This window comes from Terrimonas alba (assembly GCF_042434975.1).
GTDB classification, from domain to species: Bacteria; Bacteroidota; Bacteroidia; order Chitinophagales; family Chitinophagaceae; genus Terrimonas_B; species Terrimonas_B alba.
Window position 1 is genome coordinate 137,052 of sequence record NZ_JBHMQM010000005.1, and the last position, 18,423, is coordinate 155,474.

At 42.6% G+C, this 18,423-nt stretch carries 14 protein-coding genes; 10 read left to right on the forward strand and 4 right to left on the reverse strand.

The window, feature by feature from the left end; genetic code table 11:
• Nucleotides 1-72: 72 nt before the first annotated feature.
• Nucleotides 73-1,182 carry an acyloxyacyl hydrolase gene (locus ACFEL9_RS15510; protein WP_385891824.1) on the forward strand — a complete coding sequence of 370 codons (1,110 nt, stop codon included), beginning with the start codon at nt 73-75 and terminating at the stop codon, nt 1,180-1,182.
• Between the two features lie 122 nt (nt 1,183-1,304).
• On the opposite strand, the gene ACFEL9_RS15515 is transcribed toward ACFEL9_RS15510, so the two are convergent.
• A complete protein-coding gene (locus ACFEL9_RS15515; protein WP_385891826.1) occupies nt 1,305-1,850 on the reverse strand; it encodes a DUF8685 domain-containing protein in 546 nt (181 codons plus the stop codon).
• A 239-nt stretch (nt 1,851-2,089) separates the two neighbouring features.
• On the opposite strand from ACFEL9_RS15515, the gene ACFEL9_RS15520 reads away from it, so the two are divergent.
• Nucleotides 2,090-2,287 (forward strand): hypothetical protein, encoded by a 198-nt coding sequence (locus ACFEL9_RS15520; protein WP_385891829.1) that lies wholly within the window; start codon nt 2,090-2,092, stop codon nt 2,285-2,287.
• Nucleotides 2,288-2,469: 182 nt separating this feature from the next.
• Here ACFEL9_RS15520 and ACFEL9_RS15525 read toward each other — a convergent pair whose 3' ends face one another.
• From ACFEL9_RS15525 to purN, 3 genes are all read right to left on the reverse strand, one after another.
• Entirely contained in the window at nt 2,470-3,240 is a 771-nt protein-coding gene (locus ACFEL9_RS15525) for a peptidase associated/transthyretin-like domain-containing protein (RefSeq protein WP_385891832.1), read from the reverse strand.
• Between the two features lie 110 nt (nt 3,241-3,350).
• The gene (locus tag ACFEL9_RS15530) at nt 3,351-4,622 is read right to left on the reverse strand and encodes a serine hydrolase domain-containing protein (protein ID WP_385891834.1); all 1,272 of its coding nucleotides are present in this window, start codon (nt 4,620-4,622) and stop codon (nt 3,351-3,353) included.
• Between the two features lie 156 nt (nt 4,623-4,778).
• Nucleotides 4,779-5,699 (reverse strand): phosphoribosylglycinamide formyltransferase, encoded by a 921-nt coding sequence (gene purN / locus ACFEL9_RS15535; protein ID WP_385891837.1) that lies wholly within the window; start codon nt 5,697-5,699, stop codon nt 4,779-4,781.
• Nucleotides 5,700-6,025: 326 nt separating this feature from the next.
• Between purN and ACFEL9_RS15540 the strand changes: the two genes are divergently transcribed.
• From ACFEL9_RS15540 to ACFEL9_RS15575, 8 genes are all read left to right on the forward strand, one after another.
• Nucleotides 6,026-7,300 (forward strand): c-type cytochrome, encoded by a 1,275-nt coding sequence (locus ACFEL9_RS15540; protein WP_385891838.1) that lies wholly within the window; start codon nt 6,026-6,028, stop codon nt 7,298-7,300.
• A 153-nt stretch (nt 7,301-7,453) separates the two neighbouring features.
• On the forward strand, nt 7,454-10,660 hold the full coding sequence (locus ACFEL9_RS15545; RefSeq protein WP_385891841.1) for a TAT-variant-translocated molybdopterin oxidoreductase: 3,207 nt from the start codon (nt 7,454-7,456) through the stop codon (nt 10,658-10,660).
• A gap of 315 nt (nt 10,661-10,975) precedes the next feature.
• Nucleotides 10,976-12,430: an NrfD/PsrC family molybdoenzyme membrane anchor subunit gene (gene nrfD / locus ACFEL9_RS15550; RefSeq protein WP_385891844.1), complete on the forward strand. Its 1,455-nt coding sequence runs from the start codon at nt 10,976-10,978 to the stop codon at nt 12,428-12,430.
• Nucleotides 12,431-12,624: 194 nt separating this feature from the next.
• Nucleotides 12,625-13,215 (forward strand): DUF3341 domain-containing protein, encoded by a 591-nt coding sequence (locus ACFEL9_RS15555; RefSeq protein WP_385891847.1) that lies wholly within the window; start codon nt 12,625-12,627, stop codon nt 13,213-13,215.
• Nucleotides 13,216-13,273: 58 nt separating this feature from the next.
• Nucleotides 13,274-13,933: a c-type cytochrome gene (locus ACFEL9_RS15560; protein WP_385891849.1), complete on the forward strand. Its 660-nt coding sequence runs from the start codon at nt 13,274-13,276 to the stop codon at nt 13,931-13,933.
• 30 nt (nt 13,934-13,963) lie between these two features.
• Entirely contained in the window at nt 13,964-15,211 is a 1,248-nt protein-coding gene (locus ACFEL9_RS15565) for a quinol:cytochrome C oxidoreductase (protein WP_385891852.1), read from the forward strand.
• 119 nt (nt 15,212-15,330) lie between these two features.
• A complete protein-coding gene (locus tag ACFEL9_RS15570; protein WP_385891854.1) occupies nt 15,331-16,392 on the forward strand; it encodes a cytochrome c oxidase subunit II in 1,062 nt (353 codons plus the stop codon).
• 50 nt (nt 16,393-16,442) lie between these two features.
• Complete coding sequence (locus ACFEL9_RS15575) at nt 16,443-18,254, forward strand: cytochrome c oxidase subunit I (protein WP_385891857.1); 1,812 nt, start codon at nt 16,443-16,445, stop codon at nt 18,252-18,254.
• Nucleotides 18,255-18,423: the final 169 nt, after the last annotated feature.

Genomic DNA, 18,423 nt, shown 5'->3' on the forward strand with positions numbered 1-18,423 from the left:
CTGTGATAAAAGAATATGCCTGCGGCTTGCATATTGGCTAATTTTGTAGTTCAAAAGGCCTGTATGAAAAACATGGCTTTACTTTTTATTTTTTTGTTGTTGCTATTTCCATGCTTGTCACAGGATACAGGAAGGCTTCATAGACCGGCCATTGCTTCGAAGACAAATATTTTCAACCTGGGTGTGGGCGGTCAATATGGTTTTATTTTTGCCCATTCAGAAGCAGTCGAAAATACCAAAGGTTCTTATCCTTACGGTGCGGAAATCCTGCTGAGTTGGCAACGAAATGACCGGAAGTCGTGGGATCTTTGCAATTGCTATCCAAGAAAAGGTTTACTGCTTGCCTATTATAATTATGATAATAAAGTTTTAGGCAGCGGCATAGCTTCCGCTTATTTTCTCGAACCTTCTTATAGACTGGGCAAACATATTTTTTTCTCTTTTAAAGGTGCGGCAGGCCTTGCTTATTTAACCAGGCCCCAGCACCCTGACCGGAATCCCGGTAACTTGTCCTACAGCAGTGCTGTGAGCGGATACTTATTGGCAGGGACGGGAATTTGGATCCGCTTACATGATAAATGGTGGATCAATCCTTCAATCAATTATCAGCACATTTCAAATGGCGGCATGCGTGAACCCAACAAAGGTATCAACTGGCCCACGGCGGGACTGGCCATAAATTACACGCCCCATCCGATGCCCTATTTTTCCGGTAAACGTTCAACAGATAAATATTGGAAAAGCCGGTCATTCCGATGGGATATCGGGTTGTTTGGAATGCCGAGACGTTGGGTACAGGATAGTAGCCAAAGCAAAAGAGTGCTCCTGCTTGGTTTACAATTACAGGCAGCCAGGCTGGTAGGAAGGATTAATGCCCTTACAGTTGGCATGGAGATCACCGGTGATCGTTCGCTTTACCTGAAACTGAAGAAGGATAGTGCAGAAGCAAGCCCCATAAGAGCAGGGCTGTTGGGCGGACATGAATTTTTATTAGGGAAATTTAGGTTCAATCAACGACTCGGCGTCTATCTTTTTGATCAGACTCCCTATTATGACGCGTTGTTTCACTGTTGGGGAATTCATTTCCAGGCGAACAAACATATAGGCATGGGATTGAACCTGAAAGCGCACCGCCATATAGCTGAATATATAGATTTCAGGTTAGTTTATTCCTTTGAGTAATTTTAAAATTTTACTCCTTTATTTTTCCCTTTCGCTACTTTGTACACCGCCAACCGAATGCTTCTATTCTTTCACTTGAGCTAAGATGCCGAAAGCAGTAAATGAAAATATAACCAGAGGAATTAATCCTCTTTACTGCCTTTTTCACCCACAAACCAATGCTCTTTATTTTTAAATAACACATTGAAAGTGGTCAGGGAGCCATAGCAACGGGTAATATATTGCTGGATATTCACTTTTTCTTCGTCACTGAGTTTTTTATTGCTGTTGATGTTTTGTTCCAGCACCCGGAGACGATCACGCAGCATTACTATTTTATGGAAAAAATCGTCGATGGGAATTTCTTTTGGTTTCAAACTTTTATCAGCGGGTTGTATCAACAGCATTCCTTTTATCCATTTTTCACCCAGCGGTACAGTTTCTGTGAAGCCACCCCACATACGAAGAATTTTTAATAGAGACCGTTCAACATCCGAATGGGTTTCTATTTCCTCTGTTACATTTTCAGGAATGATCTCATCCAGTTTCTCATCGGTTTTATCAATCTCTTTTATGCCATGATTGATAAAGGAGATAAGATAAGTAGCATAACGGATACCTACGATCACACCGGGTCCGTAATGTGTATGTTGCAGCCGGGTGCCAATACCTAATGTTGTTTGTTCCATAAGCCTTTGTTGTGTTGGGGTTTGAAAAATACGAATAAATTCAGCATGCCTGGTTTGATTATTTCTTCTATAGGATAGCTGGTAAATGTAGAAAATTCGCCACTCAAGATGGAATAGCATAGCCAGGCCCGCTAAGACAATTTTAAAAAGCAAAACGAGTTATAAACAATTACCGATTGCGGCATGATATTTATAAAAGTTACTGTTGTAAAGGATTTATAAACTTAAAAATATCATTTATGCAAACAGCAAAAGGAATAGGCTTGCTTTTGGCAGCCGCCGCAGCTTATGGTGCTTATCGATATTCAAAAATGTCAGCAGAACAGAAAAGTGATTTACGTCAGCGTGGTAAAGATTTCTTAGACAAAGAAATAAAGGGCGTTGGCAATATGTTTAAGAAAAGATCTACAGCTACGACAACGTCCAATGGTTATTAATAACAATCGATGGTTAAAAAGAAGCTGTCTTAAGTTCAATAATTTCACGCCTTCCTGCGGTAGGCAGGCAACGAACGCAAAGTCAAATGCGACGCAAAGAAGAATGAATAGTTTTCACATTGTTGCATTCTTTGTCTTCAATGGCGAGAAAATATTTTTAAGGCAGCTTCTTTTTCGTGTATTTATTCTTCTGGTTCCGGTTCTTCAGTCCATATTGGGTCAGGCGGCAGGCCTTTCTTAAATCTTTCCGCAGCATCTTTAATATATTTCTGAAAGTCATAATCACCTGCCAGCATCGTAAATATATAGGATGGCCGATAGATGCGCATAAAGCTGTCAAGCGTATTGTCAGTGAAAGCAGTAAGCCTTCTTACTAATCCTTTATTAAACCGGTGGTCAACAAACTTCTCCTGTTCCTGTGCCAGCAATCTTTTTTGGAATGACTGCATGTTCCTGTTTCGCCTGAAGCGAAAAACATTGATGATTTCGTTGAGATCAAAGCCAGCCCCCACGCCATATTGTGGCGTGACGACACTCAGTCCCGGTTTCTGGTAATTGAAAATTTTTGCATAATCTTCGCGGTTTTGTATCGAATCCTGCCTGTAGTTACGCGGCCTTATTTTTACTTCTTTTAATACCGGCACATTCACTTGCAATGAAATATCGAAACTCAGCGGCGTTGCAATTTTTAGTACAGGAAATTTAACCGTGGGCTTATTCAGATAGCTAAACCAAATAGAATCTTTTTCTGCGACCTCAATCTCATACTCGCCATACACATTCGTTACCGTTCCTTTTCCGGAAGTGGATAATACGCTTACGAACCCAACAGGATATGTCCTGGTGCTGTCGTACACTGTACCCCTGATCTTATATTGAGCGACAACCGGGATTGTTTTAAAAAATAGAAATAAAAAAACAAAAACGGTTATTTGTAAAATTCGAAGTCCCAAAGGCAAATGATTAGTGAGGCAAGTAACGAAACAAACTGCAAAATGAATGGTAAATCTGTTACCGGTTTCCAGTTACCAGTGGCCGCAAACCAGAAACAAGCAACTGGTAACTATTTCAATGCCTGGTACACCAATATCTTGAATTTATCATGTATTTCCCCATGGCTTTGCGGGTATTGATTCAGGAACAGTTGCGCTACAATCTTTTCTTTGGGATCTATCCAATACGAAGAGCTAAACATGCCGCCCCACTCATAAGAGCCGGGAGAAAGCGGCGAATTAGCCAAACTTTTTTCTGTATGTATGCCAAAGCCGAGACCCATTTTATTATCGGGCCAGTTCAGCTTATCATACTGGCTAACGGTCATCATATTGACCGATGCACGGCTTAAGATTCGCTTGCCATTATACTCACCGCCATTTAATAACATCTGCATAAAGATGGCATAATCCATCGCAGTGGAAGATAATCCGCCGCCACCGGAGAAATAAGTGCCTTCTGTATTTGGATAATCGCTGTTGAACTCACCTTTTATATCAAAGACATCAGCTGCTTTTACCACCCGCCTTAGCGAATCTTCGGTGTACAGCGTGACGAGGCGATTGTGTTTTTCTTTGGGTAAATAAAAATAGGTGTCTTTCATGCCCAATGGCTCAAATATTCTTTTGCTGAAAAAATCGGCGAGACTCATACCGCTTACTACTTCTACCAGGTAGCCCAGCAGATCTGTATTTAAGCCATAGGTCCATTGATCACCCGGCTGATGAAGCAGTGGCAAAGAGCCCAGTTTTTTCATTTTATCAGCCAGCAAAATTTTTCCTACACCAATACCTCCTACAATTCCATTTTTTGCATAGATGGCAGTAGCTTCTTTACTACCGATCTGCGCATAGCCAATGCCCGAGGTATGGGTGAGCAGATCATGAATGGTGATATCCCGTTTAGCCGGCACGGTAGTATAAGTGGTATCGGCTGCATTGAATTTGTCGAGTACCTGCTGGTTTTTATATTCAGGAATGTATTTTGAAACCGGGTCCCTTAGTAAGATTTTTCCTTCTTCGTACAACATCATGATGGCAACGCTGGTAATGGCTTTTGTTTGCGAGGCAATCCGGAAAATTGCATCCCGTTTCAGGGATATTTTATTTTTCGTATCATCATAGCCAGTTGCTTTGTAGTAAACTATTTTGCCATTCCTTGCGATGATCGCACTTCCACCCGCTATCCATTTCTTGTCAACATATTCCTGTAAAACCTTATCGATTCGTTTTAGTCTTTCTGATGACATGCCTGCGAATTCAGGGCTTGCCTCTTTTAAAAGTTGTGAAAAAGAAAGTTTTACTAAAAATGTAAAAACGAAAAGGACAAGCAAGTGTTTCATCTGTTTATTTTTTATTTTTTCGGCCAGATGGAACGCCTATAAACATTCTCCCTTTGAGTAAAATTTACAAGGACGTTTCATTGATCTATTTTTAAATGGATAATGTATTGGTGTTTTCACAAAAAATTACGGATGAAAAAATAAACTACCAAATCATTAATGAGGAACCTGTTGAACTATTACATCTTCTACCACTTTGGGATAATGCCGGTGCTCCAGTTGATGAATACGATTGGCCAACGTGGAGGAATTGTCATGTTCTAATACCGGACAAGTTGCCTGGAAAATAATATCACCGTTATCGTAATGACCGTCTACAAAGTGAATGGTGATTCCGCTTTCTTTTTCCCCGGCGGCAATCACCGCTTCATGTACATGCTGGCCGTACATGCCTTTACCGCCATATTTTGGTAAAAGGGCGGGATGGATATTGACAATTTTTCCGGGATAAGCTTGTATCAGCAGATCAGGTACTTTCCATAAGAAACCGGCTAATACAATAAAATCAATTTTATATTCTTTCAGCTGGACCAGGTAGGCGTCGCCACGGAAGAATTTTTCTTTGTCTATTAATAAGGAAGGAATACGTTCATTAACGGCGATATTCAAAACTCCGGCTCCGGGCTTGTTGCAAACGATAAGCGATATTTTAATATAATCGCTGATTTTGAAATGATCAATGATCTTTTGTGCATTTGATCCGGCACCTGAAGCAAAAATAGCGACATGAACAGGATGTTGGTTGCTGGTTACTGGTTGCCGGATGTCCGGGATTTCACTTTTTCCTTTTTCCTTTTGACTTCCTATGCCCATTCTATTGCCCATTTTTCTTAAATAATTGGTGAAAAAACGAAATTGGCCAAAAGGCACACTCACCAGCAATACGGCTAATGGCCATAATAAAGTAACTACTAATATATAAACCACTAACCACAAAGCTCCCTGTTCTATCGGCAAAAGGTTCATTAGCTTTTTACCGCTGTACCCCGTAAGGCTGCCACCTATGGCAAACGTGCACAATATTAGCACTAGCTGAAGGCCATCAACTCTCCATTTTTTTTGTAAACGTTCAAACATTATATATAAGGTATCAGCTGGTACAAATGAAAAGTTTTCTTTTTCCCGTGATCTCGTTTTGCGAGTGCCTTACACGAGTGCTGTGCAAATGTGAGAAAAAGAACATTAACAAGTCAGATGCTGTGTTTCTAAACTTGTTAAAGTGGTTGACGAATTTATGACAAACAATTTTGGACAATTAAAAAAAATCTTTATAAATCCGCTGAAACGCAGGCTGGTAGCGGGTTAAAATTTTTTTAAGAGTGTTGGCCTTTTGTTAAGTTCGTGGCTTATTTTTGCAACCGGTTAAAGATATTTATCCACATTTTTTCAGATTAATTGCGGCTATGATTCCTTGTAAACCAAAGATCTCAAGACTGACACTCTTTCTTCTTTCGCTATTTGTTTTTTCCGCTATTAATGTTTCAGCCCAGGATGGAAAGACATTATTTATGAGCAAGTGTGCCAGTTGTCACAACGTTTTTAAAGATGGAACTGGTCCTGCATTGGGTGGATTAGAAGACAGGCACAAATGGGCTGACCATAAGGAATTGCTGGCCTGGATCAATAATCCCGGTGGATATATGGCTAAAGATGACTACACCCAGGGTCTTAAAGCAAAATTTGGTTCCTTGATGACCGGTTTTCCTGACGTAAAATTGGAAGACGTTACTGCTATTGTAAGTTATATTAATGGTGAAGTTGCAAAAAAGGCGTCTGGTGAGGGCACTACCGGAACAACAACTGCAGCAACCGAAACAAGCGGCAACCAAAACGCTATCATCTTCGGTGTTATCTCTCTGATTCTGGCAATCATCGCATTGATATTAATGCAGGTAAACAGCAACCTGAAAAAAATGTCGGACGATGCAGAAGGCATTCAGCGTCCCGAGCCTGTTCCTTTTTATAAGAATAAGATCTATATCGCCATGGCGGCCGTGCTCTTCTTTATTGTAGGCGGTTATTTTGTTACTAAAGGCGCCATCGGTTTGCAAAGACAAACGAATTACCAACCTGTTCAACCTATTTACTATTCACATAAAGTGCATGCCGGCATCAACCAGATCAACTGTTTGTATTGCCACGGTAATGCCTTTGAAGGCAAATCAGCTACTATTCCTTCGGTGAATGTTTGTATGAACTGCCATAAAAACATTACTACTTATGAAAAAGGTCCCAAGCTTTACGATAACGATGGCCGGGAAATAAATGGTACCGCCGAGATTGCCAAGCTGCATAAATACGCCGGCTTTGATCCTAAAAATCCCAATGCCTGGGATCCTTCCAAAGCCAAGCCGATTGAGTGGGTAAGAATTCACAACATGCCAGACCATGTTTATTTCAACCACTCACAACATACCAAAGCAGGTAATGTACAATGCCAGACCTGCCATGGAAATATTCCTGAAATGGATGAAGTAAAACAGTTCTCAGAACTGAGTATGGGCTGGTGTATCAACTGTCACCGCAATACAAAGGTTGACTTTAACTACGACAGTACTAAAGGCAACAAGTTCTACAGCATTTATGAAAAGTTCCATAACGATATCAAAGCGGGTAAAATGGATAGTGTAACGGTAAAAGATATCGGCGGCCTGGAATGTCAAAAATGTCACTATTAACCCCCAAATCTCCGCCGCAGCGGAGGCTTAAGGAGACCGTTTATAAGTTTGAAATATTTTTTAATCACCTCTGAGTTTAGGGTATTTGCAAAAAGTAAAGTAATTGGTAAGCTCAGAGAACTAAATAGTCCGCCGCGGCGGATTTAGGGTATTATGAAACAATACTGGCAAGGATTTGGACAAGTTAATGATCCGGAGAATTTTCAACAGAAGGTAACGGATGAATTTCGGGAAGAATTGCCTTTTGAAGACCTCGATGAAAAAGGTCTGCTTGATGCCAAAGCTCCCCGCAGGGATTTCTTAAAATACCTGGGTTTTAGTACCGCTGCCGCTACACTGGCGGCCAGTTGTAAAATGCCGGTTCGTAGAGCAATTCCTTTTGCCAACCGACCTGAAAATATTATTCCCGGCGAAGCAAAATATTACGCTACAACGTATGTACAGGATGGTGATGCTATTTCGATCCTGGCAAAAGTGAGAGACGGGCGCCCCATTAAGATTGAAGGAAATACGTTGAGCTCTTATACAAAGGGTGGTACGTCAGCTCGTGCACAGGCATCCGTGCTTGACCTGTATGATATGTATCGCATTACTCACCCCAAGAGAAAAGTGGGTGAAAAATTTGAAGAAACTACTTACGAATTTGTCGATAAAACAATTGCTGAAGGCCTGGCCGCTGCCGGTGGTGCTGTTGTATTGTTAACAAGCACAGTCATTTCTCCTTCTACCAAACAAATCATTGCTGAGTTTTTAGCAAAATACCCCGGAAGCAAACATGTACAGGCCGATGCTGTTTCCTATAGCGGTATGTTGCTGGCCAATGAAGCAAGCGGATTTGGGAGAAACTTACCTACTTATAAGTTCGATGCGGCCAAAGTAATTGTGAGCCTGGGTGCTGATTTTCTCGGCAGCTGGCTGAACCCGGTAGAAAATGCGGTGGGTTATGGAAAAGGAAGAAAGATAGATGAGAAGAACCCGCAGATGAGTAAGCACTACCAGTTTGAAGGTTATTTAAGTACGACAGGTGGTAGCGCCGACGAGCGGTTTACACATCGCCCTTCCGAGACAGGTGCCGTGGCTCTTGCCTTATTAGCGGCGTTGGATGGTTCCGTTGCCGCTCCTGCATTAGCGGATGCAAAGCTGAAAGCCGGTATTGCAAAAGTGGCTGCTGATTTAAAAGCCAACAGCGGCGCTGGTTTAGTAATTTCAGGCAGCAACGATGTCAATGTTCAGATCATTGTCAACGCTATCAATAATGCTATCGGAGCTTATGGTAAAACAATTGACTGGAGCGTAACATCAAACTACCGCCAGGGAATTGATAAAGACCTGGTTGACCTGGTAGCACAAATGGATGGCGGACAAGTCGGCGCTTTATTGATTGCCGGTGCTAATCCTGCTTATAGCTATTTCGATGCGGATAAATTTAAAGCGGCATTGAAAAAAGTGAAACTGTCTGTTTCATTTGGTGAAAAGATGGACGAAACGACTGAACTATGTAACTACATCGTTCCAACTCATCACTATCTCGAAAGCTGGGGTGATGCTGAGCCTAAGTCAGGTGTGATAAGCTTTATTCAGCCTACTATTTATCCCTTATTTAAAACACGTCCATTCCAAACATCTTTATTGAAATGGAGCCTGCCTACCGGACAGGCAGGTGGTAACAATACAGATTACGATACTTACTTTAAAAACTATTGGACTGCAAAGCTGGGTTCATTAGACGCTTTTGATAAAGCATTGCAGGATGGTATTATTGAAACAGCTCCCGCTGCGGCTGGTATTGGTGCGTATGGCGGTGGTTCTGTTGCAACGGCTGCTTCCGCTATTGCTGCTGCGAAAAAAGGTGGAAAGGATGAGGTGGTATTGTATCAAAAAGTCTCTATCGGAACCGGTGCTGGTTCTGCTAACCCCTGGTTACAGGAATTGCCTGATCCAATTTCCAAAGCTACCTGGGACAACTATGCACTGATCTCAATGGCAAAAGCCAATGAGCTGGGGATTAAATTGGATAACGATTACGAATACTATCCGCAAAAGCCCGTTATCAAATTGACGGTTGGTAACAAAGAAGTAGAATTGCCCATCCTAGTTATCCCCGGAATGAATGCAAGCACTATTGCTGTGGCTGTTGGTTATGGAAGAAATGAAGGCTTGGGTAAAACTGCAGCAGGTGTTGGTAAAAATGTTTATCCTTTTGCTTCTTTCAATGGAACTACGATCGACTATTTTGCTCCAAGCGTAACAATAACGGATCAAAAGAAAAAACAAAAGATTGCGCAAACACAGATTCATAATTCTTACGAGGGACGTGTAGAAGTAGTAAGGGAAACGACGCTGGCTACATTTAAGAAGAACCCCAATGAGATTGCTGACTTTCGTAAGGACCTGGAAGAAAAATATGGCAAGAATGCCAATGATTTCCAGAAAAAGAATGACTACCGCAAAGAAGGTACACTGTACGGCCAACATGAGCAGCCGGGGGTCAAATGGGGAATGACAGTTGACATGAATGCCTGCTATGGCTGTGGTGCTTGTGTGGTGGCCTGTCATACAGAAAACAATGTACCGGTAGTTGGTAAAAGCGAAGTACTTCGCTATCACGATATGCACTGGCTGCGTATTGACCGCTACTTCGTAAGTGACGAAAAAAATCCCGATGATCTGAAAGGGGTGGTGTTCCAGCCGATGATGTGTCAACATTGTGATAATGCTCCTTGTGAGAATGTTTGTCCTGTTGCTGCTACCAACCACAGTGCTGAGGGCATCAACCAGATGGCTTATAACCGTTGTATCGGTACAAGATATTGCGCTAATAACTGCCCATTCAAAGTTCGCCGTTTCAACTGGGCCGACTATACTGGCGCAGATAGCTTCCCCAACAATCAGGATCAGCAACTGGTAGGTAAATTCGATCCGGTAGTACATCAGATGAATGATGAGCTGACAAGAATGGTGTTGAATCCTGATGTAACTGTTCGTTCAAGGGGTGTGATGGAAAAATGTAGCTTCTGTATTCAACGTACACAGGCAGCTAAGCTGACAGCTAAGAAAGAAGGACGTGTATTGGCCGACGGCGATGCAAAAACAGCTTGCCAGCAGGCTTGTGCCGGTGATGCCATCGTCTTTGGCAACGTGCATGATTCACAAAGCCAGGTGAGCAAGATTCGTCACGACAATCCACAGCGTAGCTTCTATGTACTGGAACAATTGCACGTATTGCCGAATGTTACCTACCTCGCCAAGGTGAGAAACACGGATGAGATAATTGAGAAGGGCGGGCACCACGCAGCGGAGGCAGCACATGAAGCAGCTGTTCCTGCCGGTGAGCATAAGAAAGAAGAAGCGGCGCATTAAACGCCTGTCCCCTAAAGGGGGCTTAGGTCGGAAAGGTTTATAATTGAAAGAAGTTCTTTTATAAAATAGTAATAAGGATTCATTCCCCCCAATAATAAGTAAGCCATCCCCTCCCTGGGGGGGCGGGTATAGGAATGTTTAAATAATAAACGACCGGGGTGGGTTGCTCAATAGCGAACCGAACGATGAAGTGAGTGACACAACAGGCGATGATAGTAGCACTCATGCTGGAAACAAAGAACAACGAAGAAGAAAAATAGTTGACTAAATAAATGAAAAGCTCGTGAATCTGATTCACAGCTCAAAGCTTAAATTATGGGATTACTCAGATACGAATCACAGGTAAGGCCACCACTGGTAGAGGGAGATAAAGATTATCACCAGATAACAGTAGATATATGTCGCCCGGTAGAAGCCAAGCCTTCCAAACTTTGGTGGACTGGTTTTATCATTTCTGTTGCTCTGTTGCTTTTTGGTGTTGTTTCTGTTACGATGGAGGTGATCTACGGAACGGGACAGTGGAACCTGAATAAGACCATCGGTTGGGGTTGGGATATCACCAACTTCGTATGGTGGGTGGGTATCGGTCACGCCGGAACGCTGATCTCTGCGATCTTACTATTGTTTCGCCAGGGATGGAGAACAGGTGTGAACCGTGCGGCTGAAGCCATGACTATTTTCGCGGTAATGTGCGCCGGCCAGTTCCCGATCTGGCACATGGGCCGGGTGTGGGATGCTTTCTTTGTATTACCTTATCCAAATACCCGTGGTCCTTTGTGGGTGAACTTTAACTCACCGCTTCTCTGGGACGTATTTGCGATCTCTACTTACTTTACTGTATCATTGTTATTCTGGTACTCTGGTTTATTGCCTGACCTCGCTACTTTGAGAGACAGGGCGAAACTGAAGTGGAGAAAAATGTTTTATGGCGTTGCTGCTTTTGGCTGGACAGGTTCAACCAAGCACTGGCAAAGGCATGAAGCTTTATCATTGGTGTTGGCCGGGTTGAGTACGCCACTGGTATTATCCGTTCACACGATAGTATCCTTCGACTTCGCTACCTCTGTAGTTCCGGGATGGCATACAACAATTTTCCCTCCCTACTTCGTAGCGGGTGCGGTTTTCTCAGGTTTTGCGATGGTGCAAACACTGCTTTTGATCACCCGTAAAGTATTAGCATTAGAAGAATATATCACAATCGAACACATCGAAGTGATGAATAAGGTTATCATCCTGACAGGTTCTATCGTTGGTATCGCTTATCTCACGGAATTGTTTATGGCCTGGTATAGCCATGTGGATTACGAGTGGTTTGCGTTTAAAGAAAACCGGGTCAACCTGAGTAGCCCATATGGCTGGAGCTATTGGTTAATGATGGGTTGTAACGTGTTGTCGCCGCAAATCTTCTGGTTCAAGAAAATGAGAAGAAACCTGTTTGTGACCTTCTTCATGAGCATCCTGGTTAACATCGGCATGTGGTTCGAACGTTTTGTGATCATCGTAACTTCAGTTTATCGTGATTACCTGCCAAGCTCCTGGAGTACTTACTATACTCCTACTATTTGGGAAATTGGATTTTACCTGGGAACATTTGGATTGTTCTTTACCTGCTATTTCCTGTTTTCCAAATTCTTCCCGGTTATTGCGATAGCTGAGATCAAACATATATTGAAGAAAAACGGCGATGTGTATAAAGAAAAAATGGATGCAGTGGAAGCGGAAACAACCGATGAGTTTGGTCATAGGCATGCACATGATCACGGAGCATAAGCCCCCTGTCCCGTCCTGAGCGAAGTCGAAGGAAAGGGGGAACTTAGGCCGGAGTTACTGTTGAGAATTGAAAAGTTTAAATAAGAGAATAGGTAAAATATTTTTTAACCAACTCTGAATTTTACTAAAGAAGAAAAAGTAAAGTTTTGCAAAGTTCGGAGTCTAAATAGTCCGTCAGCCGGCGGATTTAGGGTATGAGTGTAAAAAAATTTATCGTTGGCAATTTTTATGATGAGGCCGTTTTGTTTCCTGCAGTGAAGAAGGTTCGCCGGGCAGGTTACAAGATCCATGATGTCTTCACTCCATTTCCCATTCACGGATTGGACAAAGAAATGGGATTGAGAGATACCAGCCTTCATACCGCCGGTTTTATATACGGTATCACCGGTACCTGTACTGCTTTAGGTTTTATTACCTGGATGTTAACTACAGACTGGCCGTTGAACTTTGGTGGTAAGCCTTTCTTTTCCCTGCCAGCCTGGATACCTATTACGTTTGAGTTGACAGTTCTGTTTGCTTCAATAGGAATGGTGCTGACCTTTTGCTGGCTTTGCGAACTGGCCCCTTTTGTAAAGAAGGATCATTTCAACCTGCGGTCAACTGACGACACATTTGTAATGGCGGTTGAGTGCACTGATAAAACAAACGAGCAGGAAGCCATTGCCTTTTTAAATAGCATTGGGGCCCAGGATGTGACTGTACAATATAAAGAAACAAGGTGGTGGTTGGGAAGATATGATAAGGATACGGCTCGTTTTGAAAGAAAAGTTGAGGCTGTACATTGATCGGCAGTGATAACGTGCAGGACGTAAATTTTAAATTCGGTTTTATAAACAAGTAATGATGACAAGGAAATTTCTAATCATAGCTGGATGCGTGGTTCTCGGCGCTGCAATCAGCAGCTGCGATGGTACACGTCGTGAACCAGGCAGGGCTTATGCACCAGATATGACTTATAGCAGGGCTTATGAAACTTATACTCCTGCCCAGGAAAGATTAAAGACTTCCGGGGTTGAAGGTGAAGTTCATTATACAGGCCGGCCAGTGGAAGGAACAATTGCCCGGGGTGATATGATGGCTTACACATTGAAAAATGATTCTGCAGGTTATGTGCAGTCGGCTGGTATAAAAAGCCCTATAGCCATCGCTTCAGTGAATATGAAAGAGGCCGAAAGATTGTACCTGGTGAACTGCGGTATTTGTCATGGCGCCAAGCTGGATGGCAATGGTCCTTTATGGAAAGATGGAAACGGCCCGTTTACATCAGCTCCGAGAAACTTTATGGAGCCAGCCATGAAAGCTATGCCGGAAGGAACCATGTTTCATTCTGTAACGTACGGAATAAGACAGATGGGCAGCTATGCTTCGCAGCTTAATACAAAGCAGCGTTGGGAAGTGATAGCGTATATAAAGTCCAAACAGTTTCCGGGTGGGACAGCTCCTGCTGCGGATACCACTGCGGGGCCTGCTGCTGACAGTGCTGCAGTAGCAACAACGAAATAAGATTTTGATTAAGAAAATAAAAGAAAGCTGATGTCAAGCCGGGAAAATTTTATAGTACCAAAGAAGTTTAATACAGTGTCTTTTGTCTTAATGGCAATAGGTATCTTGGCAATTATTGGTTTGTATGTAACGTCGGGATCTAAAAGTGATCCGCACCAACAGGCAAGATTTTGGGGTAGCCTCTTGCAAAATAGCGTTTACTTCCTGTTGGTAGTAAATGCTGCTATGTTCTTCATCTGTGCTACTACATTGGGCTGGGGTGGTTTTCAGCTGGCATTTGGAAGGGTGAGTGAAGCAGTATCAGCCTGCGTGCCGGTGATGGGTGTTATATGCGGCGTTATTTTATTATCGATAGCATTTGGCGGTAATCATGAAATCTATCACTGGACTGATGCAGAGCATGTAAAACATGATCCCACACTGTTGCACAAAGCAGGTTTTTTAAGTAAAGGTTTTTTTGCAGTAGTTACTGTACTGACAATTGTATTGTGGACCTTTCTTGGCTGGAAGATGCGCCAGCGTTCCCGCATGCTGGATGAAAATCCTTTGCCATCTGTAGAAGAAGGAAAAAAATATATCTGGACCAATACGGTATGGGCGGCTTTGTACCTGGTGGTTTTTGCTTTAACAGTATTATCCTCTATACCCTGGCTTTGGTTGATGAGCATCGATGCACACTGGTACAGCACCATGTATAGCTGGTACACTTTTGCCAGCACTTTTGTAGCCGGTATTGCTGTGATCACTTTATTTGTGATCTATCTTAAAAACCACGGCTATCTTCCTTATACCAATAATGAACACCTGCATGATCTTGGAAAATTCCAGTTTGCGTTTTCCATTTTCTGGACTTACCTGTGGTTCTCCCAATTCATGCTGATCTGGTATGCTAATATCCCGGAAGAAACTGTTTATTTCAAACCCAGGGCTGAAGGTATTTATAGCGGTATATTCTGGCTCATGTTGATTATAAACTTCGTGGCGCCAATTCTTATCTTAATGAGCAAGGACGCTAAAAGAAATTATACAACAATGACATTTATGTCTATGTTGATTGTGCTGGGTCACTGGCTGGATTTCTTCCAGATGGTATTCCCGAGCCCGCTGACCAATGCAGAAACCGGAGAAACTTTTGTGCCCGCAATATTATATGATTTTGGTGTTGCGCTTGGATTTGTAGGATTGATCATGTTTGTAACGACGAGAACATTGGCGAAGTTCCCGCTGCTGGCAAAGAATCATCCGTTTATTAAAGAAAGTATTATTCATCACACGTAATATGTTGAAAAGTTTAACAAGTTCAAAAGGTTCAATAAGTTTCGCTAACCTCTTAAACTTTTTAAACCGCTGAAACCTTTGAAACAAAAAATAGAGTACTAATAACTGAATAAAAGATTATGCAAACTTTTTTCATCATTGCGATACTGGTACTGGGTTTTCTGATTACTTTTCAGATTGCAAAGGCCAGTGAGTATGTGGCCATCATGAGGGGCGAAGAGAGATCGAGGAAACAAACTAATAAGGTCAATGCCTTCCTGTTATTGGTGTTCCTGATTGCCGGAATGATCGGTGTTTATTATTGCAATGAAAGACTGAAGGGAAAAATTTTGGGTGAACCGGCTTCCAACCATGGCGTGCATATCGATAATATGCTCTACATCACCCTGGCCATTACCGGTATTGTATTCTTCATTACCCAAATCATTTTGTTCTGGTTCTGCTATAAATACCAGGAGTCTGATACCCGCAAGGCTTATTATTATCCTCACAATAATAAGCTGGAATTGATCTGGACGGTAATTCCTGCTATTACGCTGACAGTATTGGTTGGGTTTGGTATTTTCTATTGGTTTAAAATCACCGGAGAAGCTCCTAAAAATGCGATGCTGGTGGAAGTAACAGGCAGCCAGTTTAAATGGGAGTACCGCTATCCGGGGAAAGATAAAATCTTAGGAAAGAAATATTATAAGAATATCGATGATGCAGCTAATAATCCGCTGGGGCAGCTTTGGGATGATCCGGCAAACCACGATGATATTTTTGTAAGCGGTGAGCCAATGCACCTCGTAATTAATAAGCCGGTCAAAATGGTGATTGGCGCCAAAGATGTTATTCACGACGTAGGTCTTCCTCATTTCCGGATGAAGATGGATGCCGTGCCCGGTACTCCTACCAGCATTTGGTTCACGCCTACCAAAACAACCAAGCAGATGCGTGAAGAAACCAGTAACCCGGGCTTTATGTTCGAAATATCCTGTGACCAAATGTGCGGAAGAGGTCACTATACCATGAGAGGAGAAATAATTGTAGAAACACAGGAAGAGTTTGATGCCTGGATACTATCTAAGAAGCCAAAATATTTTGCAGCTTTCCCTGATAAAGATCCATCTGTTCAAAAACCAGCAGTTGATACAACCAAAGCTGTTGCTCCTGCTCCTGTAGCAATGAGCGGTCAATAAGATTAAATGTTACAAACAGGCAACGAAGTTTTGCCAATAAATAAAAGATTATGAGCGAAGCAATGCATATACACCCTGAGGTAGCCGTAGGACATGAGGTTCATCACAACGGTGATCATCATGATCATCACCATCAATCCTTTATTCAGAAGTATGTTTTTAGTACCGATCACAAAATGATCGCCAAGCAATTCCTGATCACTGGTATGATCTGGGCAGTTGTCGGTGGTTTGTTTTCCGTGCTGTTTCGTTTACAATTAGGTTATCCGGGTCAAACGTTCCCGATTCTTGAAACATTTTTTGGTCACTGGGCCGAGGGTGGTTTGATCAAGCCAGAATTCTACTATGCTCTTGTAACGATGCACGGAACGATATTAGTGTTCTTTGTATTAACAGCGGGTTTGAGTGGAACATTTGCCAATCTTTTGATTCCCCTTCAAGTGGGTGCGAGAGACATGGCTTCACCTTTTCTGAATATGTTATCATACTGGTTCTTCTTTATAGCCGGTATCGTGATGCTTTCATCGATGTTTGTTCAAACCGGTCCTGCCAGTGGTGGATGGACCATGTATCCTCCGCTAAGTGCGTTGAGACAAGCGGGTGATGGATCCAAGATCGGTGCGGATTTGTGGCTGATCAGTATGGCTTTGTTCATCGTATCATCATTAATGGGTGGTCTGAACTATATTTCTACCATTCTGAACATGCGGACAAAGGGTATGAGCATGACACGTTTGCCTTTGCCGATGTGGGCCCTGTTCTTTACCGCAGTATTGGGAGTATTATCATTCCCGGTATTGTTATCCGGTGCGGTGCTTTTATTATTTGATCGTAATCTGGGTACCAGCTTCTTCCTGAGTGATATTGTGGTCAACGGTGAAATTTTGCCGAACGAAGGGGGGAGTGCGATACTTTATCAACACTTATTCTGGTTCCTGGGTCACCCCGAAGTATATATCATCCTTTTGCCAGCAATGGGAATGGTGTCTGAAATTCTTTCGGTAAATGCCCGCAAGCCCATCTTCGGTTATATGGCGATGTTGGGATCTTTATTCGCTATCGCTATTCTTGCCTTCCTGGTTTGGGCGCACCATATGTTTGTAACAGGTCTGAATCCTTTCCTCGGATCGGTATTCGTGTTGCTGACCTTGTTGATCGCCGTGCCTTCAGCTATTAAAGTGTTTAACTGGTTGACTACTTTGTGGAGAGGAAATATTCGCTTTACTCCCGGTGCATTATTCTCTATTGGTTTTGTAAGCTTATTTATATCCGGTGGTTTAACAGGTATTTTTCTTGGTAACTCAACCATTGATATTCACCTGCATGATACCATGTTTGTGGTGGCGCACTTCCACATTGTAATGGGTGTGGCATCTATGTTTGGGATGTTTGCCGGTATCTATCACTGGTTCCCGAAAATGTATGGCCGTTATTTGAACAACACATTAGCCTATATCCATTTCTGGGTGACATTGATCGGCGCTTACCTGATCTTCTGGCCAATGCACTACCAGGGTCTGGCAGGTATCCCCCGTCGTTACCTGGATAAGAGCACCTGGCTTTCATTTAACCAGTTTGGTGATTTGGATAAAATGATTACCATCGTTTCGATCATAGTATTTGCAGTACAGCTGATGTTTATATTTAATTTCATCTACTCAATTTTCAAAGGAAGAAAAGTAACCTCAACTAATCCATGGGGTGCTACTACGCTGGAATGGACAACACCGATCAATCCTGGCCACGGTAACTGGGAAGGTGAGATACCAGAAGTGCATCGCTGGGCTTATGACTATGGTAAAGACGGGAGAGATTATATTCCGCAGACAGAGCCGATTGGAGCAAATGAGAGTAAGCATTAATTGTCTGAACCGGGATTTATTGGATTAATGGGATTGGGAGGAAAAAGTAGATACTTTCTTATAAGAGAGTCCCGTAGGGACGACATGTTGGTAGAAAAAAAGAGATTGATAAATCTGAGCTCCGTAGGAGCGGCATTATAATACGATAAGCGAACAGAACGATGTCCTT